Annotated in this window: 20 protein-coding genes; 6 read left to right on the top strand and 14 right to left on the bottom strand. The window is 63.6% G+C overall.

All coding sequences use genetic code 11. The features are described from left to right. Positions 1–69: 69 nt before the first annotated feature. The 9 genes from ACPEE1_RS05120 to rodA all read right to left on the bottom strand — a co-directional run bounded on the left by ACPEE1_RS05120 (position 70) and on the right by rodA (position 10,478). Complete coding sequence (locus ACPEE1_RS05120) at positions 70–1,596, bottom strand: tripartite tricarboxylate transporter permease (RefSeq protein WP_423935437.1); 1,527 nt, start codon at positions 1,594–1,596, stop codon at positions 70–72. Next, the gene (locus ACPEE1_RS05115; RefSeq protein ID WP_260718197.1) at positions 1,593–2,036 is read right to left on the bottom strand and encodes a tripartite tricarboxylate transporter TctB family protein; all 444 of its coding nucleotides are present in this window, start codon (positions 2,034–2,036) and stop codon (positions 1,593–1,595) included. Before ACPEE1_RS05115 ends, ACPEE1_RS05120 begins: the two co-directional genes overlap by 4 nt. A gap of 119 nt (positions 2,037–2,155) precedes the next feature. Then, complete coding sequence (locus tag ACPEE1_RS05110) at positions 2,156–3,076, bottom strand: Bug family tripartite tricarboxylate transporter substrate binding protein (protein ID WP_243419367.1); 921 nt, start codon at positions 3,074–3,076, stop codon at positions 2,156–2,158. A gap of 234 nt (positions 3,077–3,310) precedes the next feature. Then, a complete protein-coding gene (locus ACPEE1_RS05105; RefSeq protein WP_116926480.1) occupies positions 3,311–4,747 on the bottom strand; it encodes a sensor histidine kinase in 1,437 nt (478 codons plus the stop codon). A gap of 68 nt (positions 4,748–4,815) precedes the next feature. After that, positions 4,816–5,523: a response regulator gene (locus ACPEE1_RS05100; RefSeq protein WP_260718199.1), complete on the bottom strand. Its 708-nt coding sequence runs from the start codon at positions 5,521–5,523 to the stop codon at positions 4,816–4,818. A 196-nt stretch (positions 5,524–5,719) separates the two neighbouring features. Beyond that, the gene (locus ACPEE1_RS05095) at positions 5,720–6,031 is read right to left on the bottom strand and encodes a hypothetical protein (RefSeq protein ID WP_423935434.1); all 312 of its coding nucleotides are present in this window, start codon (positions 6,029–6,031) and stop codon (positions 5,720–5,722) included. A 59-nt stretch (positions 6,032–6,090) separates the two neighbouring features. After that, positions 6,091–7,245 carry a 3-deoxy-7-phosphoheptulonate synthase gene (locus ACPEE1_RS05090; RefSeq protein ID WP_182343560.1) on the bottom strand — a complete coding sequence of 385 codons (1,155 nt, stop codon included), beginning with the start codon at positions 7,243–7,245 and terminating at the stop codon, positions 6,091–6,093. Positions 7,246–7,668: 423 nt separating this feature from the next. Further along, entirely contained in the window at positions 7,669–9,159 is a 1,491-nt protein-coding gene (gene tldD / locus ACPEE1_RS05085; protein WP_116926483.1) for a metalloprotease TldD, read from the bottom strand. A gap of 146 nt (positions 9,160–9,305) precedes the next feature. After that, positions 9,306–10,478 carry a rod shape-determining protein RodA gene (rodA, locus tag ACPEE1_RS05080; protein WP_116926555.1) on the bottom strand — a complete coding sequence of 391 codons (1,173 nt, stop codon included), beginning with the start codon at positions 10,476–10,478 and terminating at the stop codon, positions 9,306–9,308. Between the two features lie 151 nt (positions 10,479–10,629). On the opposite strand from rodA, the gene ACPEE1_RS05075 reads away from it, so the two are divergent. The 6 genes from ACPEE1_RS05075 (at position 10,630) to ruvC (ending at position 16,682) form a co-directional block, all read left to right on the top strand. Then, positions 10,630–11,220 carry a YqiA/YcfP family alpha/beta fold hydrolase gene (locus tag ACPEE1_RS05075; protein WP_116926484.1) on the top strand — a complete coding sequence of 197 codons (591 nt, stop codon included), beginning with the start codon at positions 10,630–10,632 and terminating at the stop codon, positions 11,218–11,220. Positions 11,221–11,325: 105 nt separating this feature from the next. Continuing rightward, on the top strand, positions 11,326–13,392 hold the full coding sequence (locus ACPEE1_RS05070; protein ID WP_116926485.1) for a ribonuclease catalytic domain-containing protein: 2,067 nt from the start codon (positions 11,326–11,328) through the stop codon (positions 13,390–13,392). 9 nt (positions 13,393–13,401) lie between these two features. Then, entirely contained in the window at positions 13,402–14,274 is an 873-nt protein-coding gene (locus ACPEE1_RS05065) for an energy transducer TonB (RefSeq protein ID WP_423935431.1), read from the top strand. A gap of 135 nt (positions 14,275–14,409) precedes the next feature. Beyond that, on the top strand, positions 14,410–15,255 hold the full coding sequence (gene aroE, locus ACPEE1_RS05060; protein WP_182343566.1) for a shikimate dehydrogenase: 846 nt from the start codon (positions 14,410–14,412) through the stop codon (positions 15,253–15,255). A 56-nt stretch (positions 15,256–15,311) separates the two neighbouring features. After that, entirely contained in the window at positions 15,312–16,100 is a 789-nt protein-coding gene (locus ACPEE1_RS05055) for a transglycosylase domain-containing protein (protein WP_116926488.1), read from the top strand. Between the two features lie 33 nt (positions 16,101–16,133). Beyond that, entirely contained in the window at positions 16,134–16,682 is a 549-nt protein-coding gene (ruvC, locus tag ACPEE1_RS05050) for a crossover junction endodeoxyribonuclease RuvC (RefSeq protein ID WP_116926489.1), read from the top strand. Positions 16,683–16,935: 253 nt separating this feature from the next. On the opposite strand, the gene ACPEE1_RS05045 is transcribed toward ruvC, so the two are convergent. The 5 genes from ACPEE1_RS05045 to ftsA form a co-directional block, all read right to left on the bottom strand. Then, positions 16,936–17,421, bottom strand: coding sequence for an RcnB family protein (locus tag ACPEE1_RS05045; RefSeq protein WP_243419360.1), 486 nt, complete (start codon positions 17,419–17,421; stop codon positions 16,936–16,938). Between the two features lie 251 nt (positions 17,422–17,672). Beyond that, positions 17,673–17,849 (bottom strand): hypothetical protein, encoded by a 177-nt coding sequence (locus tag ACPEE1_RS05040; protein WP_165841206.1) that lies wholly within the window; start codon positions 17,847–17,849, stop codon positions 17,673–17,675. A gap of 13 nt (positions 17,850–17,862) precedes the next feature. Further along, positions 17,863–18,786, bottom strand: a complete 924-nt coding sequence (gene lpxC / locus ACPEE1_RS05035; protein ID WP_021026172.1) for a UDP-3-O-acyl-N-acetylglucosamine deacetylase — start codon at positions 18,784–18,786, stop codon at positions 17,863–17,865. 277 nt (positions 18,787–19,063) lie between these two features. Next, complete coding sequence (gene ftsZ / locus ACPEE1_RS05030) at positions 19,064–20,311, bottom strand: cell division protein FtsZ (protein ID WP_021026171.1); 1,248 nt, start codon at positions 20,309–20,311, stop codon at positions 19,064–19,066. A gap of 165 nt (positions 20,312–20,476) precedes the next feature. Then, entirely contained in the window at positions 20,477–21,706 is a 1,230-nt protein-coding gene (ftsA, locus tag ACPEE1_RS05025; RefSeq protein ID WP_021026170.1) for a cell division protein FtsA, read from the bottom strand. Positions 21,707–21,765: the final 59 nt, after the last annotated feature.

Here is a 21,765-nt window from a genome sequence, read left to right as displayed (position 1 = left end):
GAAAAAGGCGAGCCCCCAGCTCGCCTTTTTGCTGACAGAGACCTCAACATTAGGCCAGCGGCACCAGCATCATGGAGCCGTTTCCTGCGCACGCCTGCGTTTGGCCAGCTGACGGTAACCCATGGGTCCCAGCACCACGGCAGCTGCCAGCACCCATAGGATGGTGCAGACCGTGCTGGCCCAGAGGATGGTGACATCGCCATTGGTGATGGACAGCGCACGCCGCAGGTTTTGCTCCATCATCGTGCCCAGCACAACGCCCAGCACCATCGGCGCCATGGGCATCTGGAGTTTGCGCAGCAGGTAGCCGATCACGCCGATGGCGACGACCGCCATCAGGTCAAAGGTCGTGGCACTGATGGCATAGACACCGATAAAGCTGATGGCCAGGATACCCGGCACCAGCAGCCAGCCCGGGATGGACAGCATCGAGGCAAACACCCGCACCATCGGGATGTTCATCACCAGCAGCATCACATTGGCAATCAGCAGCGAGGCGATCAAGCCCCAGACCAGCGCGGGTTGCTGCTCAAACAGCACCGGGCCGGGAGTGATGTTGTAGAGCGTGAGCGCGCCCATCATCACGGCCGTCGTCCCCGAGCCAGGGATGCCCAAGGTCAGCATGGGGATGAACGAGCCGGTAGCGGCACTGTTGTTCGCCGCCTCAGGCGCGGCCAAGCCACGCATGTCTCCCTGGCCAAATTTGGCATCCGGGTCTTTGTCTTCTATATAGCGCTTCTCGTTGGCATAGGCCATGGCCGACGCCACGCTGGCGCCCGCCCCTGGCAATACGCCCATCACAAACCCGAGCAGGCTGCCACGGATGGTGCTGCCGGAGGTTAAGCGCAGCTCGCGCAGATTGAAGAGCTTGCGTTGGCTGGGCGGCACTTCCACGCTTTGGCCCGAGAGCTTGTTCTCCAGCATTTGCAGCATTTCCGCGACGGCAAACAAGCCAATGACAACGACGACAAAATCCAGACCATCGGCCAAGTGTGGGATATCGAAGGTATAGCGGTAAACGCCGGAGTTGGCATCCACCCCGATTGTCGCAATCGACAGCCCGATGGCCGCCGCCAGAACCCCTTTAATGGGTTGCTCCCCCAACAAGCTGGTGAGCGCACAGAAGGCAAACACCATCAGCACAAAGTATTCCGCCGGGCCAAACGCCAAGGCCCACTGCGCCAGAAAGGGCGCAAACGCGGCGATACCGACAATGGCGATGAGGGAGCCGACAAAGGAGGACCAGGCCGACAGGGACAGCGCCACGCTCCCCAACCCCTGGCGCGCCAGCGGGTAGCCATCCAGCGTGGTCATGACCGCAGCTGCCTCGCCGGGCACATTGATCAGGATCGAGGTGATCCGGCCTCCATATTCCGCACCGACATAGACAGCGGCCAGCAAGATCAAGGCGGTATCGGGCGGCAAGCCCATCGCAAATGCGATCGGCACCAGCATGGCGACCCCGTTCGTCGGGCCCAGCCCCGGCAGCACACCGACGATGGTGCCAAAGAACGAGCCAATCAGCGCCACGAGCAAGTTGGTGCCCGAGAAGGCAACACCAAAACCCAGGGAGAGGTTATCCAGCATCGCGCTCATAGCAGCCCCTCCAGCCAGCCCAATGGCAGCACCACGTCCAGCAAGCGGTCAAAAAGAACATAAAACAGCACGCTCAGGCTGGTGCCGCCAATCCCGCACTGCAGCCAGCTGCCACCAAAGAGCCGGCCCACGCAGGCGGCAACCACGGCCGTGGCTAGCACAAAGCCGGCCCACTGGAACAGCCCGGCGTACACCAGCACCAGCGCCACCATCAGCGCAATGCGGCTGTTGGCCCCGGGCGGGTTGGGCGCAGCCGGGTTGCCGCCTTTCACGACAAGGCGCAGGCCACACAAGCCAATCACCGTGGCCAGCAACAAAGGAAAGGCGCGCGGACCCACCGGCTCGTAGGTAAATGCTGCCTCCAGCCCGTGTCCAAACCACGCCAGAAAGGCCGATAGCAGCAGCGCCGCCACGCCCAGGGTGCGATCATTGAGAACCATAGATATCTTTCCGCAAGATGTGCGAGTGCGGCGGACCAGGGTATCTGGCCGCCTTGTTCAAGCCCCATGGGCCATGGCTGGCAGGTGCCATGCCCAGGCAGGCCTTACTTGACCAGGTCCTACTTGACCAGGTCAAAGGACGTGGCCAGCTCGGTGTAGTGCCGGGTACGGGCCTTGATGTAGTGGTCGAGCTCGGGCCCCGTCTTGTTGAAGGGCATGAGACCCAGTTGCGCCTGGGCCTTGCGGAACTCCGGCGTGGCCATGGCTTTGTCAAACGCCTGCTGCCACCAGCGGTAGTCGGCATCCGATACCTTGGGCCCCACGTAGAAACCCCGGATGATCGGCCATTCGATATTGAAGCCCTGCTCGGCAGCGGTCGGCACGTCGGCCAGCTTGCCCGGCAAGCGTTCGGAGTGGAAGACCGCCAGCACGCGGATGGGCGCACCGCCTTCGAGCATGGTGACCGCCTCGGCCGCATCCCCCATGAAAGCCTGGACATGGCCGCCGCGCAGCGCCGTGACGGCTTCGCCACCGCCCTCAAAGGCAACGAAGCGCATTTTCTTGTAGTCCACGCCGGCGGCGCGCGCGGTCAGCGCTGCCTTCATCCAGTCCTGGCTGCCAATGGAGCCGCCCGCGCCCAGCACCACCTGGCTCGGATCTTCCTTGAACGCCGCCATCAGGCCCTTGAGATCCTGGTGGGGCGAATCCGCCCGCACCACGGCCACACCGTAATCCGCACCCACGGTGGCCAGCCAGCGCACATCATCGGCGCTGTACTTGCCAAACTTACCCTGGGCCAGATTGAGCAGCGAGCCACTGGAGAAGGCAGCAATGGCGCTGCCATCTGCCGGGCGCTGGGTGATGATGCTGTTGTAGGCCACCGCACCAATGCCGCCAGGCATGTAGACGATGCGCATGGGTTTCTCGAGCGCCTTGGACTCGCGCATGCCCGTCTGGGCCAGGCGGCAGGTCAGGTCAAACCCGCCGCCAGGCTGGGCCGGGGCAATGCACTCCGGGCGGCGGGGCTCTGCCTGCGCCATCGCTGGCACCCAGGTGCTCGCTGCGATGACCGTGCTGATGAAAAGGCCTGAGGCCTGGCTTGATAAACGGCTTGCAAACATAGGCTTTGTCTCCTTTTTGGGCATGGGCGCTTTGGCCAAGGGGCTGCTGGCCAGAACCTGGCTGGCAGCGCTGGCCAAGCGTGGAACCTGGTCGGGCGAAGGATTGCCACCAAGGTAGGCAAAGACTAAACGTTTGCGGCTTTCAATAGCCTTTCAATTCGGGGTTATTCCCAGGTCAGCGGTGGTATGCGGCATGCGGAAGCTGCCGTGCAAACCCAGTTGCCCCTGCGCATCACGGCCATTGGCCAGCTTGAACTCGGCACCATGCATCTGGGCAATGGTCTGCACAATGGCCAGGCCCAGGCCCGCGCCCTGCTGGCGCTTGCCCGCAGCACCACGCCGAAACCGGCTGCCCGCCTGTGCCATGTCGTGCTCGCTCATGCCCCCGCCGCTGTCGATCACCACCAGCGCGATGGACGACACGCTGGCCCGCAGCTGCACGGTGACCTGGCCACCGGCAGGCGTATAGCGGATGGCGTTGTCCACCAGGTTGCTGATCGCCTCGCGCAGCAGCCACCCCAGGGCCTGCACCTGCCACGCTCGGGAGTCATCGCCCAACCCCACCACATCCAGCCCCAGGTCAATTTGCTTGGCGCGCGCCAGCGGCCACAAAGTGGTGACCACCTGCTCCGCCAGCGCCCGCAGATCGACCTCGGCAAATTGCGATCGGATACTGGCAGCGGCCCCGGCATCTCGGGCGCGGGCCAGTGCCAGCATCTGCTGGGTCAGGCGCTCGGCCCGCCCCAGACCGTCTTGCATCGCATGCAGTGCAGCCCGCATCTGGGCCGGGTCCCGCTCACGCAATGCATAGCCTATCTGGGTACGCAGCAAGGCCAGCGGCGTGCGCAGTTGGTGGGAGGCGTCATCAAGAAACTGCCGCTGGGCCTGGGCGCTGTGGGCATAGCGTTCCACCAAGTGGTTCAACGACTGCACCAGTGGCTGCACTTCTGCAGGCAGGCTAGCCGCATCGATGGGCGAGAGGTCATCCCAGGCGCGCGCATCCAGGTGCTGGCGCAGCCGCTTCAATGGCCTGAGCGCACGCACCACGCCCGCCACCAGCAACACCACGCTGATACCGACCAGCAGCACATCGCGCAAGATGGCGCGCGTGACCATGTGCCGCTGCACCAGCGCACGCTCCTGAAGATTCTCTGCCACCTGCACCACGATGCGGCTGTGCGGATTGCCCGCAACGGGCGGGTCCGCCAGCCGCGCCCAAGCGGCCACTCGGATGGGCTCGTTCAGGTACACCGCGTCATAGAACTGCGGCACGCCGAGTTCGAACTCGCCCTCGGGCAAAGGAAGCCCCGGGTTTCCGATTTCAACCAGTCCGTCCTCGGTCGCGACCCGGAAGTAGACCCGGCCGTTGACCGTCAACTCGAAGAATTCCAGCAGCAGATACGGCTGCTCCACACTCAAGCCGCCGCTGGCCGTGGCGATGTTGTAGTGGATGGCGCGCAACGCACCCGCCAGTGCCCGGTCATAGGCCTCGTCTACCTGGGAACGCAGGCTGTAGGTGGACCACAGCAAGCTGCTGCCCATGCCCAGCAGCAAACCCGGCACCAGCCACACCAGCAGCGCAGCCTTCAAAGAGCGGGCGCGATCACGCCAGCAGTGGCGCCACACAGCGCGGCCATTCAGAGCGGCGCTCCGCCAGATCATGGGTCTTGCAATGCAGCGCTGGTCACGCCACTGTCCTGCGCTTCTTCCAGGCAGTAGCCCAGACCGCGCAAGGTGACAATCTGCACGCCACGGCCCAAGAGCTTCTTGCGCAGGCGAAACACCAGTACCTCAATGACCTGAAGGTTCACATCCCGGTCTCCCAGGAAGACCCGGTCCAAAATACTTTGCTTGTTCACTGGCTCTCCGCTGCGCTGGATGAGCGCCAGCAACACCGCATGCTCTCGGGGTGTCACCGGCAAGGCATCGCCCGCCATCGAAAAGCGCTGCGCAGCGACATCAAACTGCAGCGGCCCGCAGGACAGCCGAGGGTGTTCACGCCCGCGGCTGCGGCGAACCAGGGCCTGCAGGCGCGCCTCCAACTCATCGAGCAAGAAGGGTTTGGCCAGAAAGTCGTCAGCACCATTTTTGAGCGTGCCGACGCGCTCAGCCAGGGAGTCCTGCGCGGTCAGCACCAGGACGGGTGTGCGGTCATCGCGCTCGCGCATGCGCTCCAGCACGGTGCGGCCATCGATGCCAGGCAGACCCAGGTCCAGCACTACCGCATCAAAGTCTTCCTGCTGCAGGCGCAGATCTGCCATCTGCCCATCGCCCACCCAGTCCACGACGATGCCCGACTGCTGCGCCAACGTTCGGGCCATCCAGTGCGCCAGATCTTGTTCATCCTCCACCAACAGGATTCGCATCCACCCTCCCTCCCGAGATATCTGCCAGATGCACCCACGGTTGGAGAAACATCCTATTCAGCCTGCATTCATAGCCACTGGTTAACAATATATTCTCCACAATAGAAAAACCCACTCATTGGCGAGCGGGTTTTTGGCGTGGTGTGCGAACCCAGCGGTTCGCGCTTCGAGGTCAGGCAGGCAGTGAGAAAGGCGCTTAGAACGAAGCCGTCATGGCCTTGGTGTTCACCACCACCGTGGGCCGGCCCACCGCGCCTACGCTGGCACGGGCAAACTGCGCCAGCCATTGGGAATCGCCCAGCAGCGGGGCGCCAGCGGCCTTAGCAACGACGACGACCTTGTCGACAATCAGCACCTTGCCGCTGGCGCGCAGCGGCTCGCAGTCCATGCGCAGAAATTCCTGGTCCAGCCAGCGGCGCCCGTCCTCGTTGGACATGGCCTCCGCACTGTCAAAGCCATGGACAAACTCTTGGCCATCCTCGAGCAGAACCCGTACTTCATTGCGCATGACAATCCCTTATTGGTGGTGCAAACGGGGCAGGCAGCGGCCGCCCCAAAGCCGCCAGCTTACACCGTTGCAGCGGCGGTCTCCTCGGTATTTGCGCGCACGCGGCGGGCCTGCACCGCGTCGGACAGCTCGGCCAGCGTCTCCAGCGAGTCGTCCCAGCCCAGGCAGGCATCGGTGATGCTCTTGCCGTACTCCAGGCTGTCCGGGTCGTTCTTGCCCGGGGTGAACTTTTGCGCACCGGCTTGCAAGTGGCTCTCGATCATCACGCCGAAGACACTGCGCGAGCCGCCTTCGATCTGCTGGGCGATATCGCGCGCCACCTCTTTTTGCTTCTCGTGCTGCTTGCTGCTGTTGGCATGGCTGCAGTCCACCATCAAGGTGGCGGGCAGGTGCGCGGCCTCCAGGTCCTTGCAGGCAGCGGCCACATGGGCGGCGTCGTAGTTGGGGGTCTTGCCGCCGCGCAGAATCACGTGGCAGTTGGTATTGCCCTTGGTGTGCACGATGGCGACCTGGCCGTTCTTGTGCACCGACAGGAAATGGTGCGGGCGGCTGGCCGACTGGATCGCGTCAGTGGCGATGCGGATATTGCCATCGGTGCCGTTCTTGAAGCCCACCGGCGCCGAGATGCCCGAGGCCAGTTCGCGGTGCACCTGGCTCTCCGTCGTGCGCGCGCCAATCGCGCCCCAGCTGATCAGGTCGCCAATGTACTGGGGCGAGATCATGTCCAGGAACTCGCTGCCAGCGGGCACACCCTGGCGGTTGATCTCGATCAGCAGCTGGCGGGCAATGCGCAGGCCTTCGTCGATGCGGTAGCTCTCATCGAGGTAGGGGTCGTTGATCAGGCCCTTCCAGCCCACCGTGGTGCGCGGTTTTTCGAAGTAGACGCGCATGACGATCTCCAAGGAGCCTTCGTACTGCTTGCGCACAGCCTTGAGGCGGCGGGCATATTCCAGCGCGGCTTGCGGATCATGGATCGAGCAGGGGCCGATGATGACCAGCAGGCGGTCATCCGTGCCGGACATGATGTTGTGGATGTTTTGGCGGGTGTTGCTGATCAGCGCTTCAACGGGCGTGCCGTTGATGGGGAAAAAGCGAATCAGATGCTCGGGTGGCGGCAGCACAGTAATGTCCTTGATACGTTGGTCGTCGGTTTGGCTTGTTTTCTCGACACCGCGATACCAAGCATCGCTTGTGGGTTGGGCTTGCTGAGTCATCTGAGGATCCTGAATGTGTGGGTGGTTTATGCAACAAAAAACCGCCGGGCTTTTCAGCTTCGGCGGTTGTCTGGAGGTTTAGGTGCTCGCGCGCTTTTAGACCTCTCGTCCGCCTTGGACAGAGAACCAAAAGTAAAAGGTAAAAGCGCTACGTGCTTGCATGTTTTTCAATGTACCACATCTGCGGGCGGCGGAATTCATCATTCTGTATAAAACGCACAAAAATTGCAAAAAATAAGATTTCAAAGTTGAAATCACACCATTACCTTGTCAATTTGTTTCTATACGCATTTTTATTGCGCAACAGAGAAAGGCACACTGCAGAAAGATGTCAAAAAACGAACGCCTGCGCGGCAGAAACCGCGCAGGCGTTTGGTTGATTCTGGCGTTAGCCGCCGCCTAAGCAGCGGCTATTTGGGATGCTCAGGCGGTACCGCCGACCGTCAAACCATCAATCCGCATGGTCGGCTGGCCCACGCCCACTGGCACGCTCTGGCCTTCCTTGCCACAGGTGCCCACGCCGCTGTCCAGGCGCATGTCGTTGCCGATCATGCTGACGTGCTTGAGGCACTCAGGGCCGCTGCCCACGATGGTGGCGCCCTTGACGGGGTACTGGATCTTGCCGTTTTCCACCCAGTAGGCCTCGCTGGCCGAGAACACGAACTTGCCGCTGGTGATATCGACCTGGCCGCCACCAAAGTTGGTCGCGTACAAGCCCTTCTTGATCGAGGCAATGATCTCCTGCGGATCCTTGTCACCCCCCAGCATGTAGGTGTTGGTCATGCGTGGCATGGGGATGTGGGCATAGCTCTCGCGCCGGCCATTGCCGGTGGGCTTGACCTTCATCAGCCGCGCATTCATCGCATCCTGGATATAGCCCTTCAAAATGCCGTCTTCGATCAGCACATTGCGCTGGGTCGGCTGGCCCTCGTCGTCCACATTGAGCGAGCCGCGGCGGTCGGCAATGGTGCCGTCGTCCAGCACCGTCACGCCCTTGGCCGCCACGCGCTGGCCTATCATGCCGCTGAACGCGCTCGAGCCCTTGCGGTTGAAGTCGCCTTCCAGGCCGTGGCCCACCGCCTCATGCAGCAGCACACCGGGCCAGCCCGGGCCCAGAACCACGGTCATCACCCCAGCAGGCGCGGGGCGAGATTCCAGGTTGACCAGGGCCGCCTTAACGGCCTCGTCCACATATTGCTGCACCAGTGCATCGTCAAAATAGGCCAGACCGAAGCGGCCACCGCCGCCGGCCGAACCCACTTCGCGGCGGCTCTTGCTCTCGGCAATCACCGTGACCGACAGGCGCACCAGCGGACGCACGTCTGCAGCCAAGGTGCCATCGGCACGGGCGACCAGCACCACATCGTGTTCAGCGGCGAGACCTGCCATCACCTGCTTGACGCGCGGGTCCTTGGCGCGGGCCAGCTTTTCGACCTTCTCCAGCAAGGCGACCTTGGCGGTGCTGTCGAGCGTGGAGATCGGGTCCAGATCGGGGTAGAGCGAGCGGCTCAGCGCAATCTTCTTGGCAGGCACCTTGACCTGGCGCGACTGGCTTTGCGCGCCAATGCTGCGCACCGTATGGGCGGCATCCAGCAGCGATGCCAGCGAGATGTCGTCCGAATAGGCAAAAGCCGTCTTCTCGCCGGACACCGCGCGCACGCCCACGCCCTGGTCGATCGAGAAGGAGCCCGTCTTGACGATGCCCTCTTCCAGGCTCCAGCCTTCGGCCCGGGTGTACTGGAAGTACAGGTCTGCATCGTCCACCTTGTGGGCGCGGATATCCGCCAGCGCGCGCGCCAGATGGCTGTCATCCAGACCAAAAGGCGTCAGCAGCAGGCTGCGCGCTATATCCAGTCGTTGTTCGGTAGAAGCCGCCAGCGGCTTGGCCACAGCAAGGTCAAAAGGTGCATTCATAGAGGCGATTTTAGGGCTTGCGCAATGGCCGTGGGCCCATGCGTTGATTTGCGGCGGCCAGCAAGCCAGCAGCCACCTATCCCGTATCTGCGGCTGGCGGGGGTGTTTTCAATGGCAGAGCCCATTAAAGCCCGCCGCAACGGGGCTCATAGGCGCGGCGCCTGCTCCCGCGCCAGCTGGCGCTGCGATCGGGCGACCGACATCAAGATCCCCAGCGCCAGCCCCAGGGTGACCATGGCCGTGCCCCCATAGCTGACAAAGGGCAGGGGCACACCCACCACCGGCAGGATGCCGCTGACCATGCCCATGTTGACGAAGGCGTAGGTGAAAAAGATCATCGCCACCGCTCCGGCCATCAGGCGGCCAAACAAGGTGGGCGCGCGCATCGCAATGGCCAGGCCGCGCCAGACCAGCAGCAGGAAGAAAAAGATCAGCAGCAGGTTGCCGGCCAGGCCGAACTCTTCGGAAAACGCGGCAAAGATAAAGTCCGTGGTGCGCTCGGGGATGAACTCCAGATGGGTCTGCGTGCCGGCCATGAAGCCCTTGCCCATGAAGCCGCCCGAACCGATGGCAATCATTCCCTGGATGATGTGAAAGCCTTTGCCCAGCGGGTCCCGGGTCGGGTCGAGCAAGGTGCAGACGCGTTGGCGCTGGTACTCATGCAACACCACCAGATCCATGCCGTCTTCGCAAAGGTGGTGGCCATAGATGGCAATCAGCAGCAGGCCGATGACGCCAATCAGCACCGGCGGGATGATCAGTTTCCAGGACAGGCCGGCAAAATAGATTACCGCCAGGCCCGCAGCCATCACCAGCAGCGATGTTCCCAGGTCGGGCTGCTTCATGATGAGGCCGACCGGGATGACGAGAATCGCAAACGCGACGACAAAATCGGCCGGGCGCAAGGCGCCTTCGCGGCGCTGGAACCACCAGGCCAGCATCAGCGGCATCGCAATCTTCAGCAGCTCACTGGGCTGGATGACTATGCCCAGATTCACCCAGCGCTGCGCACCCTTCTTCGTGATGCCAAACAGCGCCACGGCGATCAACAACGCAACGCCCAAGCCATACAGCGGCAGCGCAAAGCTGGCCAACCGGTGCGGCGGGATCTGCGACACCACCAGCAAGATGCCCAGCGCCAGCAGCATATTGCGGCCATGGTCGGAGAAGCGGGTGCCATGGTCGAAACCGGCGGAATACATGGCCGTCAGTCCGATGGCTGCCAGGGCGCCGATGATGAAGATCAGCGGCCAGTCATAACCGCGCAGCATCGGCATGAGACGCTGGAACAGATTCGGTTTATCAAGAACTTCGGACATGGCCGCCATTATCTCTGCTTGGCACAGAATGGCCGCCAGCGCTAGCGGTAAAGACCGGTTTTACCTGTGTCACCCGAACCAAATCAATTCAACAAAACAACTAAGGTTGTCAACGCCTTAGCAGTGGTGGCCTCGGCGCTATCATTTGTGCATGACGACCACCCACTTGCTCTACCTGCACGGCTTTCGCTCCTCCCCCCAATCGGCCAAGGCCCAGCGCCTGCAGCGCCATATCGAAGACAACCACCCGCACGTGGTGTGGTCAGCCCCCCAGTTGCCCGCCTCGCCCCGGCAAGCGGCCGATCTGCTGCTGCAAACCACCCGCAGCTGGGCCGGCCTGCCACCCGAGAGCCTGGCGGTTGTCGGCTCCTCGCTGGGCGGCTTTTATGCCAGCTGGGTGGCCCAGCAGCTGCGCTGCAAGAGCGTGATGATCAACCCCTCGACAACGCCCTGGGTCACCTTGGCGCAGCACCTGGGCGAGCAAACGGCCTGGCACAACCCGGAAGAATCCTTTTACTTCCGCCCGGAATACCTGGACGAGCTGCAGGCGCTGAACGTCAACGGTCAGCCCCCTGCCGCCGCACAGCTGCTGATTGCCGCCATGGGCGACGAGGTACTGCACTGGCAGGACATGGTCGCGCGCTACCCCGCCGCTCAGCTGCTGCTGGACGAGGGCAGCGACCATGCGCTGTCCAACTTCGAGAGCTATCTGCCGCAGATCGACAAGTTTCTGGGCTGGTAAAAACCAGCGCCGGCTGGCCCGCCCGCGATGGGCCAGCCAGAACCCCCACGCAAAAAACCCTGTAGCCGCGCCCCGGCACCACCCAGCATGGGAAAATGCGCGGCTATGTATGCACTGTTTGACGACGCTGGCAAATTTCTGGCCGGCCGTATCCTCTCCGAAGCTGAGAGCTCCGCCCAAATTGAATTGGACTCCGGCAAACGGGTCAAGGTCAAAGCAGCGAACCTGCTTCTTAAATTTGACAAGCCCACACCTGCTGAGCTGATCGCGCAGGCGCAAACCCTGTCGGCGGACATCGACCCCCAGCTGGCCTGGGAGTTTGCGCCCGAGCAGGAGTTTGGCTTTGCCGACCTGGCGCGCGACTACTTCTCGGAGAACGCCTCGATCGCCGAACAGGTGGCAGCGCTCTTCACCTTGTTCGAAGCCCCGCACTACTTCCGCCGCGCCGGCAAGGGCCGCTTCAAGAAGGCACCGGCCGAGATCGTGCAGCAAGCGCTGGCCGCCATCGAGAAAAAAGCCCAGATCCAGGCGCAGATCGACGGCTGGGCAGCCGAGCTCGTCAACGGCGAGTGCCCCGCGCCTGTGCAGCAGCAGCTCTACAAGATCTTGTTTCGCCCGGACAAGAACGCGCCCGAGTACAAGGCCGTGGTCGAAGCCAGCCGCAAGGCGCAGCTCGCGCCGCTGGCGCTGCTGCAACAGGCCGGCGCTATCGACTCGTCCTACCAGTTCCACTGGCAGCGCTTTTTGTTCGACAACTTCCCCAAGGGCACGGGCTTTCCGGCCGTCACGGCGCCACTGCCGCCAGCCGATCTGCCGCTGGCCACGGTGGAGGCCTACTCCATCGACGACTCGGCCACGACCGAAATCGACGATGCGCTGTCGGTACAGGGCCTGGGCACCGGCCAGGTGATTGTTGGCGTGCACATTGCCGCGCCAGGTCTCGCGATTGAGCCGGGCTCGGCGCTCGACCATCTGGGCCGCAGCCGCTACTCCACCGTCTACATGCCGGGCTACAAGGTCACGATGCTGCCCGACGAAGTGGTGCAGATCTACACCCTGGATGAGGGCCGCGCCAACCCGGCCGTCTCGCTATACGTCACCTACGACGAAGCCACGCTGGAAGTGCTGAACAAGGAAACCCGCCTGGAGCGCGTGCCGGTGGTTAGCAACTTCCGCTACGACAAGCTCGACCACATCGCCACCGAGGCCTGGCTGACCGACCCGGCGCTGCAGGTCGAGGACACGCCCCAGCCGCTGCTGGACAAGCGCGACGAGCTGAGCTTTCTCTACCGCCTCTCGCGCCACCTCAAGGCCGGCCGCGAAGTGGTGCGCGGCAAGCCCGAGAACTTCAACCGCCCGGACTACAACTTCCGCCTGCAAGGCAATGGCGACCAGGTGCCCAACGGCAGCGAGACCGTGCAGATCTCCGTGCGCAAGCGCGGCGCACCGCTCGATCTGATCGTGGCCGAGGCGGCCATCGTCGCCAACAGCAGCTGGGGCCAGTTGCTGGCCGACTATGGCGTGCCCGGCATCTACCGCAGCCAGGCAAGCCTGGCACCCGGCATCAAGGTGCGCATGTCCACCAAGGCCTTGCCACATGCCGGCATCGGCGTCAAAAGCTATGTCTGGGCCACGTCGCCGCTGCGCCGCTACACCGACCTGGTCAACCAGTGGCAGATCATCGCCTGCGCGCGCCATGGCGCCACCGCCGCCCTGGTAGCCCCGTTCAAGCCCAAGGATGCGGAGCTGTTCTCCATCATCAGCGGCTTTGATGCCGCCTACAGCGCCTACAACGGCTACCAGGCCGGCATGGAGCGCTACTGGACCTTGAAATACCTGGCGCAGAACAGCATCAGTGACCTCACTGCAACAGTTATGAAGGAAGGCCCGGCAGGCAGCATGCTCGTGCGTGCAGATGAACTACCATTGGTGTTTCCGGTGCTGGGCGCGCAGAGTTTGCCGCGTGGTGCCCAGGTCCGGGTCAAGCTCGGCGAGATCGACGAGATCACGCTGGATGTGACCGGAACCGTGCTGGAGAGACTGGACGACGAACAGGCCAACCAGGCCGAGACAGAGTCGCCAGAAGACGAGGAGGAGGCTGTGGCTGGGCCCATCGCAATCGCGGTGGACATGGGCGACGGTGAGGACGCGGCGACTACAAAAACCGATTAACCCGGAACCGTGAAGTTTTTCCAATTTCTTCGATCGCTGTCCACGCTGCAACTGGCGCTGGCTGTGTCTGTGCTGGTGCACGCTGCCATCTTGAGCATCCGCTTTGTCGACCCCCAGGCCTTTGACCGGGTGTTCGAGGACACCCCGCTCGAAGTGATTCTGGTCAACGCCAAGTCCAACGACGCCCCGCCTGACAAGGCCCAGGCCGTCGCCCAGGCCAACCTGGCCGGTGGTGGTGAATCGGCCAACATCCAGGAGCGCGCCACAAGCCCCATGCCCTACTCGGCCATCACCAACATGGGGGATGACTTTGAAGAGCGCCAGCGCCAGCTCGATGCCATGCAGGCCCAGCAGATGCAACTGCTGGCCGACCTGCGCAACCAGCTGGCCCAGTACCAGCCGCCCGATACGCGCAAGGCCAGCGCCTCGCAGGCAGAGGTCGAGCAGGAAGAAAAGCACCAGCAGCTGCTCAAGATGCTCGCCGAGATCGAAAAGCGCATCCACGAAGAAAACGCCCGCCCCAAGAAGCGCTACATCAGCCCCGCCACACGCGAAGAGGTGTTCGCCATCTACTACGACCAGCTGCGCCGCAAGGTCGAGGACCGGGGCACCAGCAACTTCCCCGAAGCCGGTGGCCGCAAGCTCTATGGTGAGCTGGTGATGATCATGACCGTCAACCACGACGGCCGGGTGCTGGGCACCGAGGTCTACAAAAGCTCGGGCAACCAGCAACTCGACCGCCGGGCCGAGGCCATCGCCGTCAGCAGTGGCCCCTTTGGCCACTTTGGCCCCGCGCTGCGCGCCAAGGCCGACCAGATTGCCGTCGTCTCCAAATTCCGCTTCACCCGCGAGCAGACATTGGAAACGGCCAATTTGCAGTAAAGTGGCAGGCGCTTGAGCGCCATGCTGGCGGGCCCCCGTTGCGCCGCCACCGGGTGCCCAGCGCATGCCCTTTTTTCTGCCATGCGCGGTCAGCGCCTTCAGCGCGCAGCCGCCACGGCCCAGGCCCTTACGACCATGTCCCTTCCAGACCGCTATTGCGTGATGGGCAACCCGATTGCCCACAGCCGCTCACCCCGCATCCACACGCTGTTTGCGCAGCTGACCGACCAGGCGCTGGTCTATGAGGCTGAGCTGGTGGCACTGGATGGTTTTGACGCGGCCCTGCGCCACCTGGTGCAGGCCGGTACCCGGGGCATGAATGTGACCGTGCCCTTCAAGCTCGACGCCGCGCGCCTGGCCGACAGCCGCAGCGAGCGCGTGCTGCGTGCGGGTGCGGCCAACACCTTGGTGGTAGGCGCCGATGGCGGCATTCACGCCGACAACACCGATGGCCTGGGCCTGGTGGCCGATATCGTGCGCAATGCTGGCGTTGCACTGGCCGGCCAGCGCGTGCTGCTGCTGGGCGCCGGCGGCGCTGCTGCCGGCGCGCTGGCGCCGCTCATGGCCCAGGCACCGGCGCTGCTCGTGGTCTGCAACCGCACCCACGCCAAGGCGCAGGATTTGGTGGACCAGCATGCCGACCTGGTCCAGGGCTCGGCCACCCAGTTGCAAGCAGTCGAGGCGGGCGCACTCGATGGCCTCTTCGATGTCGTCATCAACGCCACCGCCAGCAGCCTCCAAGGCGCGGCCATCCCGGTGCCCGGCGCGCTGCTGCGCGCTGGCGCACTGGCCTACGACATGATGTACGGCCCCGCTGCCCAGCCCTTTTTGCAGTGGGCCGCGCAGCACGGCGCCCAGGGCCGCGATGGCCTGGGCATGCTGGTCGAGCAAGCGGCCGAGGCCTTTGCGCTGTGGCGCGGCGTGCGCCCCCCCTCCCAGCCGGTGCTGGCGCAGCTGCGCAGCGAACTGGCCGCCCACTGAGCGCAAGCGCTGATGGTCTCCAGCCCTCTCCCCGCCTTAGCCCGCAGGACCCGCCGATGAAAGCGATTGCGCGCTGGATCGGCTGGGCACTGCTGCTGGGCATCGCGCTGCAGCTGTTCTTTGTCGCCCGCATCGCGATGATGGCCAGTGTGGACCCGGCGTCGACCGCCTTTGAGCGCAGCGAAGCCTGGCGCCAGCTGCGCCAGGACGGGCGCTTGCACTGGCGCCAGCAATGGCAGCCCTTGTCGCAGATATCGGTCAACCTGCAGCGCGCGGTGATCGCCTCCGAGGACGACGACTTTGTCAACCACGATGGCGTGCTCTGGGATGCAATTGAAAAGGCCCGCGCGCGCAATGCCAAGGCCATAGAGCGCGCCGAGCAGCGCCGGGAAAAGGCCCTGGCACGCGCCCAGGCCCAGGCCGAGCGGCGTGGCGAGGCCTTTGACCCCAGCGCAGTGCAAGCCGGCCCGCCCGCCAAGATCATGGGCGGCTCCACCATCACCCAGCAGCTGGCCAAGAACCTGTTGCTGTCGTCGGAGCGCAGCCTGCTGCGCAAAGGCCAGGAGCTGCTGCTGACCTACACCCTGGAGTTCCTGCTGAGCAAGCAGCGCATTCTGGAGCTGTACCTGAACCATGCCGAATGGGGCGATGGCGTGTTTGGCGCCGAGGCCGCCGCCCAGCGCTACTTTGGCAAACCGGCCGCCCAGCTGAGCGCCTATGAAGCGGCGCGCCTGGCCGTCATGCTGCCCAACCCCAAGGGCGCCGACAAGAACCCCAACTCTGCCTACCTCAACCGCCGCACAACCACCATCGCGGCACGCATGCGCTATGCTGAGCTCCCCTGACCGGCAACCCCTCCGCCACCCGTTTTAAACCGCATGAGAATCCTTGGCATCGACCCTGGCCTGCAGACCACCGGCTTTGGCGTCATCGACGTCGATGGCCAGCGTCTGTCCTATGTGGCCAGCGGCACCATCCGCACCACCACGCTGAACCTGGGTGACCTGCCCGGCCGCCTGAAGATGATCTTTGACGGTATCTGCGAAGTCGGCCAGCGCTACCAGCCCGACATGGCCTCGGTGGAAATCGTGTTCGTCAACGTCAACCCCCAGTCCACCTTGCTGCTGGGCCAGGCCCGGGGCTGCGCGCTGACGGCGCTGGTGTCGCAGAACCTGCCAGTTGCCGAGTACACCGCACTGCAGATGAAAAAAGCCGTGGTCGGCCATGGGCGCGCTGCCAAGAACCAGATCCAGGAGATGGTGCGCCGCCTGCTGCAGCTGCCCGGCCTGCCCGGTACCGATGCTGCGGACGCGCTGGGCCTGGCGATCACCCACGCCCATGCGGGCCTGGCGATGGCGCGCATGGCCGAGGCCAGCCCCTTGCAACGCCGCCAGCACGCGATGTACAAGGCCGGGCGCAGCTACTAGGCAAGAACCAACCGGTGCCTCTGCGGCCTGGTGAGCCACCCCGCCTGCAGCACGCAGGCAAAAAAAAACCTGTGCATCGCTAGCGTGCACAGGTCTGGCCGGCTACAGGCTCCTTATGCGTGGATCCGTGCGCTCCGTGAAGCAGCGCTCGGCACAAGGTGCAACCACCAAAGTAAGCTTTGGAGCGAGGCGCCACACAAAGGTTCGTTGTGGGCGCCATGCAAACCCTCAATTATCGCGACTTCGCGGCGGCTCAATAACCATTGATGACAATATTGGCGATCAGGCCTGTGCCAATGGCGATCAGCAGGTAGTCACCGCCATACTGGATCCATTGGTAGCCCCGGGGTGGCGCGCTGAGCCGGTGGCCGCGCCAATCGCCGACCACATAGCTGTAGCCACGGTACGGTGCTGGCACATAGCCGCCCCGGTACCAGTCATTGCGCGGGCCGATGCCACGGCCCCGGTCCGGCACAACCACGACACGGGGAGGTGGACGGTGGTCATGGCGGTACTCACGGCGCTGCTGCTCGCGGTAGCGGCGGTCCCGCTCGCGTTCGCGCTCCCAGCGGCGGTGGTCGGCATGGTCGCGCCGGTCATCGCGCTGGTAATGGCGGTCACCATGGCGTCCATCGGGCTGGGCCTGTGCAGGCGCGCTAAAAGCCAGGGCGCCGGCCAATGCCAGGGCCAAGCTGCCCATGCTGGCCAGGCGGCTAAAACGGCTTCGGTGCTTGTTCATGACGGAATCCTTTCTGATGAACCAGCGGCTGCTGGTGCGAGCGGCAAGCATGCCCCCATGCAGATTTAACGCCTGTCGGCGCGCCACCGTTTACCCGCAGCGGGATCACCGGGCTGGGATGTGTCATTTGTAAAGTGGGGGAAGAGGCGGCAAAGCCGCATGGACAGTGGGCGGGACCGGTAACGGACCGGCCGGGCGCAGGCCGGGGTTTACCGCACTTTACCTGCCGCGCAGAATGCCAAAGACCGGTTTTAGACCATGCGGCCCACAAAGAGCACCGCAAAGAACGCCAGGCCTGCGACCACGGTCCATTTGATCAGCAGCAGGGACCACTGGCGGTAGCGGCGCTGGCCGGTGCCCAGGTAAAAGCAAAAGCTGAGGGCCGCCATCAGCACCAGCAGCATGAAGATCCAGCGAAACAGCAGCATCCCGGGCGCGGCCTTACCAGGCGAGGGCCGACTGTGCAAAGCCCTGCGGGGCTTCACGCACATGGTCAAAGGTGACGATGTCCCAGGCGTCCTGGCGCTGCATCAGCTCGCGCAGCAGCAGGTTGTTGAGGCCATGGCCCGAGCGGAACGCGCTGTAGGCGGCCAGCAAGGGATAGCCCACGATGTAGAGGTCACCGATGGCATCGAGGATCTTGTGTTTGACGAACTCGTCGTCATAGCGCAAGCCGTCGCTGTTGAGCACCTTGTAGTCGTCCATGACGATGGCATTGTCCAGACCGCCGCCCAGCGCCAGGCCGTTGGAGCGCAGCATCTCGACATCCTTGGTAAAGCCAAAGGTGCGGGCGCGGGCGATATCGCGGCTGTAGTTGCCGATGCCCAGGTCGAACTCATAGGTCTGGCCGGTGGAATCGACAGCCGGGTGCGAGAAGTCGATCTCGAAACGCAGCTTGTAGCCGTGGTAGGGGTCCAGACGCGCCCACTTTTGCGCAGCGCCTTCGCCCTGGCGGATTTCGACCGGCTTGGTCAGACGCAAAAAGCGCTTGGGTGCGTTTTGCAGCTCGATACCGGCGCTTTGCAGCAAAAACACAAAGGACGCGGATGAGCCGTCGAGAATCGGGATTTCCTCGGCTGTCACGTCGATATAGAGGTTGTCGATGCCCAGGCCCGCGCAGGCCGACATCACATGCTCCACCGTATGGATGCGCACATCGCCCTTGCCCAGGGTCGAGGCCATGCGGGTGTCCACCACCGCTTCGGCGTTGACGGGGATATCGACCGGCTCGGGCAGGTCCACCCGGCGAAACACAATGCCCGTATTGGGTTGTGCAGGACGCAAGGTGAGCTCGACCCGCTGGCCGCTGTGCAGGCCCACGCCCACGGCACGGGTTAAAGACTTGATGGTTCGTTGCTGGAGCATAACTCGTTGATTTTACGCCGTACGCCCGCTTGGGACGCGCAAAAATGCCAATCACCCAGATAGTGCAAGCCTTGTAGGACAAACACTTGCCTTGCCGGCCAATCTGTGCACAAAGCCGCTGCCCAACTACTGCGTTGGCAGGCGGAGCGGACAGCGAACAACGACGCAGCCCTCTAATAACAACGCGCTGAGTCCCCGAAAGGTTTCAGCGCGTTGTATTCAAAGCCCAGTCCACCCCAAAGGCTGGACTGGCTTCAACGAAAGCCCCGCAAGGCAATCAGTCTGCCTGCTTGCGCAGGAAGGCGGGGATCTCCAGGTCTTCCATGCCGCTCGACGACATCGCATCGACGCGGGCCGAAGCCGCGTTGCGGCCGGTGCGCCAGACCGAGGGGGTCTTCTTGTCGGCAAAGTCGTTAGCAAAGGCATTGCCCATGGGCACCGCGTTTTGCACACCCAGACCCGAGACGGGGCTGTTGACCGACTGGGGCGTGTAGGCGATGTCGTCGGTACCGGTACGCAGACCTGCGCTGCCCTGGATGACCGAGATGGGCTGGCGCTTGGCCACGGGACGGGACAGGCCCGTGGCCAGCACGGTCACGCGGATCTCGTCGCCCAGCGTCTCGTCATAGGCCGCGCCAAAGATGACATGCGACTCTGGCGAGGCGTAGGCATTGATGGTGCTCATGGCCTGGCGCGATTCGGCCAGCTTCAGGCTGCCCTTGGTCGCGGTCACCAGCACCAGAATGCCCTTGGCGCCCGACAGGTCGATGCCTTCCAGCAGCGGGCAAGCAACCGCTTGTTCCGCAGCGATGCGTGCACGGTCCGGGCCGCTGGCCGTGGCCGTACCCATCATCGCCTTGCCCGGCTCGCTCATCACGGTCTTCACGTCAGCAAAGTCGACGTTGATGTAGCCGTGGTCGTTGATGATCTCGGAGATGCCGCCCACGGCGTTCTTCAGCACATCGTTGGCATGGGCAAAGGCCTGGTCCTGGGTGATGTCGTCGCCCAGCACGTCGAGCAGCTTCTCGTTGAGCACCACGATCAGCGAGTCGACATTCGCTTCGAGCTCGCTCAGGCCGCCATCAGCGTTGGACATGCGGCGCTTGCCTTCCCACTCAAAAGGCTTGGTCACTACGCCCACGGTCAGGATGCCCATTTCCTTGGCGACGCGAGCGATCACGGGGGCAGCACCGGTGCCGGTACCACCGCCCATACCGGCGGTGATGAACAGCATGTGCGAGCCCACGATCGCAGCGCGGATGTCTTCGATCGCGGATTCGGCAGCCTCGCGGCCGTTCTCAGGCTTGCTGCCCGCGCCCAGGCCGGTCTCTCCCAGCTGGATCACGCGGTGGGCATGGCAACGCTCCAGCGCTTGCGCATCGGTGTTGGCCGAAATGAATTCGACACCTTGCACGCTGTTGGCGATCATGTGCTCGACCGCATTGCCACCACCGCCCCCGACGCCGATCACCTTGATCTGGGTGCCTTGGTTGAATGTGTTGCCTTCATACATTTCGATGGTCATTGCCTGCTCCTCTCGCTCTCGCGTCAACATGAGAAAAATGGGTTACGAATAATTCACTCTTTAATGAACAATGGATTGCTGGTGGCCCTTTAGGTCTCCAAGGGTCATACCCTTTGAGCCTTGAAGGGCTGCTTTGCGCCAGCCAACAAGTGGTGTCATGCATGGTTAAAAGTTCCCCACAATAAAGTCCTTCAAACGCCCAAATGCCGATTTCACCGAACCGGACTTCTGGGCCACCTTGTAGCCACGCATGCGGGCCATGCGGGCCTCTTCCAGCAGGCCCATGACGGTGGCAGCACGGGGCTGCGCAACCATCTCGGCCAGGGTGCCGGAATACTTGGGAATGCCGCGTCGCACGGGCTTGAGGAAGATGTCTTCCCCCAGCTCCACCATGCCTGGCATCACCGCGCTGCCGCCCGTCAGCACAATGCCCGACGACAGCACCTCCTCATAACCAGACTCGCGGATGACTTGCTGCACCAGCGAGAAAATTTCTTCGACGCGTGGCTCGATCACGCCGGCCAGCGCTTGCTTGCTCAACAGGCGCGGGCCCCGGTCACCCAGACCGGGCACATCGACCTGCGTGTCGGGATCGGCCAGCAGCTGCTTGGCGCAGCCGCTCTCGACCTTGATGTCCTCGGCGTCCTTGGTCGGCGTGCGCAGCGCCATCGCGATGTCGCTGGTGATCAAATCACCGGCAATCGGGATCACTGCCGTGTGGCGGATCGCGCCGCCGGTGAAGATCGACACATCGGTGGTGCCCGCGCCGATATCGACCACGCACACGCCCAGCTCGCGCTCGTCATCGGTCAGCACGGCCTGGCTGGAGGCGAGCGGGTTGAGCAGCAGCTGCTCGACTTCCAGCCCGCAGCGGCGCACGCATTTGATGATGTTCTCGGCCGCGCTTTGCGCCCCGGTCACGATATGGATCTTGGACTCCAGGCGCAGGCCGCTCATGCCGATGGGCTCGCGCACATCCTGGCCGTCGATCGCAAACTCCTGGGGCTCGACCAGCAGCAGGCGCTGGTCCGACGGAATATTGATCGCCTTGGCAGTATCGAGCACGCGCGCCACATCGGCGGCCGAGACTTCCTTGTCCTTGACCGCCACCATGCCGCTGGAGTTGATGCCGCGGATATGGCTGCCGGTGATGCCAGTGTAGACGCGCTGGATGTTCAGGTCGGCCATCAGCTCGGCCTCCTTAAGCGCCTGCTGGATGCTCTGCACCGTCGCATCGATGTTCACCACCACACCGCGCTTGAGCCCGTTGCTGGGCGCCACGCCCAGCCCTGCCAGCTTGAGCTCGCCATTGCCCAGCACCTCGGCGACGACCACCATGATCTTGGCGGTGCCGATGTCCAGGCCGACGACCACGTCTTTGCTATCTCGCGCCATAGTCAGTAGCCCTCGCTGATCAAGTGATTGGTATGGTTCATGTTTCGCATCTCTGTGTT

The sequence above is a fragment of the Comamonas sp. 23 genome (assembly GCF_049601575.1).
Taxonomy (GTDB): Bacteria; Pseudomonadota; Gammaproteobacteria; order Burkholderiales; family Burkholderiaceae_C; genus Comamonas; species Comamonas squillarum.
The sequence above is the reverse complement of the archived record's forward strand: the minus strand, read 5'-3'. Positions and strand labels throughout refer to the sequence as shown.

Excerpts from the sequence above, each read along its gene's own strand:
- rodA (WP_116926555.1), bottom strand. The coding sequence starts at position 10,478 with ATGTCCGAAGTTCTTGATAAACCGAATCTGTTCCAGCGTCTCATGCCG.
- ftsA (WP_021026170.1), bottom strand. The coding sequence starts at position 21,706 with ATGGCGCGAGATAGCAAAGACGTGGTCGTCGGCCTGGACATCGGCACC.
- ftsZ (WP_021026171.1), bottom strand. The coding sequence starts at position 20,311 with ATGACCATCGAAATGTATGAAGGCAACACATTCAACCAAGGCACCCAG.
- tldD (WP_116926483.1), bottom strand. The coding sequence starts at position 9,159 with ATGAATGCACCTTTTGACCTTGCTGTGGCCAAGCCGCTGGCGGCTTCT.
- ACPEE1_RS05075 (WP_116926484.1), top strand. The coding sequence starts at position 10,630 with ATGACGACCACCCACTTGCTCTACCTGCACGGCTTTCGCTCCTCCCCC.
- ACPEE1_RS05055 (WP_116926488.1), top strand. The coding sequence starts at position 15,312 with ATGAAAGCGATTGCGCGCTGGATCGGCTGGGCACTGCTGCTGGGCATC.
- ACPEE1_RS05040 (WP_165841206.1), bottom strand. The coding sequence starts at position 17,849 with ATGCTGCTGTTTCGCTGGATCTTCATGCTGCTGGTGCTGATGGCGGCC.
- ACPEE1_RS05120 (WP_423935437.1), bottom strand. The coding sequence starts at position 1,596 with ATGAGCGCGATGCTGGATAACCTCTCCCTGGGTTTTGGTGTTGCCTTC.
- aroE (WP_182343566.1), top strand. The coding sequence starts at position 14,410 with ATGTCCCTTCCAGACCGCTATTGCGTGATGGGCAACCCGATTGCCCAC.
- lpxC (WP_021026172.1), bottom strand. The coding sequence starts at position 18,786 with ATGCTCCAGCAACGAACCATCAAGTCTTTAACCCGTGCCGTGGGCGTG.
- ACPEE1_RS05070 (WP_116926485.1), top strand. The coding sequence starts at position 11,326 with ATGTATGCACTGTTTGACGACGCTGGCAAATTTCTGGCCGGCCGTATC.
- ACPEE1_RS05090 (WP_182343560.1), bottom strand. The coding sequence starts at position 7,245 with ATGACTCAGCAAGCCCAACCCACAAGCGATGCTTGGTATCGCGGTGTC.
- ACPEE1_RS05045 (WP_243419360.1), bottom strand. The coding sequence starts at position 17,421 with ATGAACAAGCACCGAAGCCGTTTTAGCCGCCTGGCCAGCATGGGCAGC.
- ruvC (WP_116926489.1), top strand. The coding sequence starts at position 16,134 with ATGAGAATCCTTGGCATCGACCCTGGCCTGCAGACCACCGGCTTTGGC.
- ACPEE1_RS05115 (WP_260718197.1), bottom strand. The coding sequence starts at position 2,036 with ATGGTTCTCAATGATCGCACCCTGGGCGTGGCGGCGCTGCTGCTATCG.
- ACPEE1_RS05100 (WP_260718199.1), bottom strand. The coding sequence starts at position 5,523 with ATGCGAATCCTGTTGGTGGAGGATGAACAAGATCTGGCGCACTGGATG.
- ACPEE1_RS05095 (WP_423935434.1), bottom strand. The coding sequence starts at position 6,031 with ATGCGCAATGAAGTACGGGTTCTGCTCGAGGATGGCCAAGAGTTTGTC.
- ACPEE1_RS05110 (WP_243419367.1), bottom strand. The coding sequence starts at position 3,076 with ATGGCGCAGGCAGAGCCCCGCCGCCCGGAGTGCATTGCCCCGGCCCAG.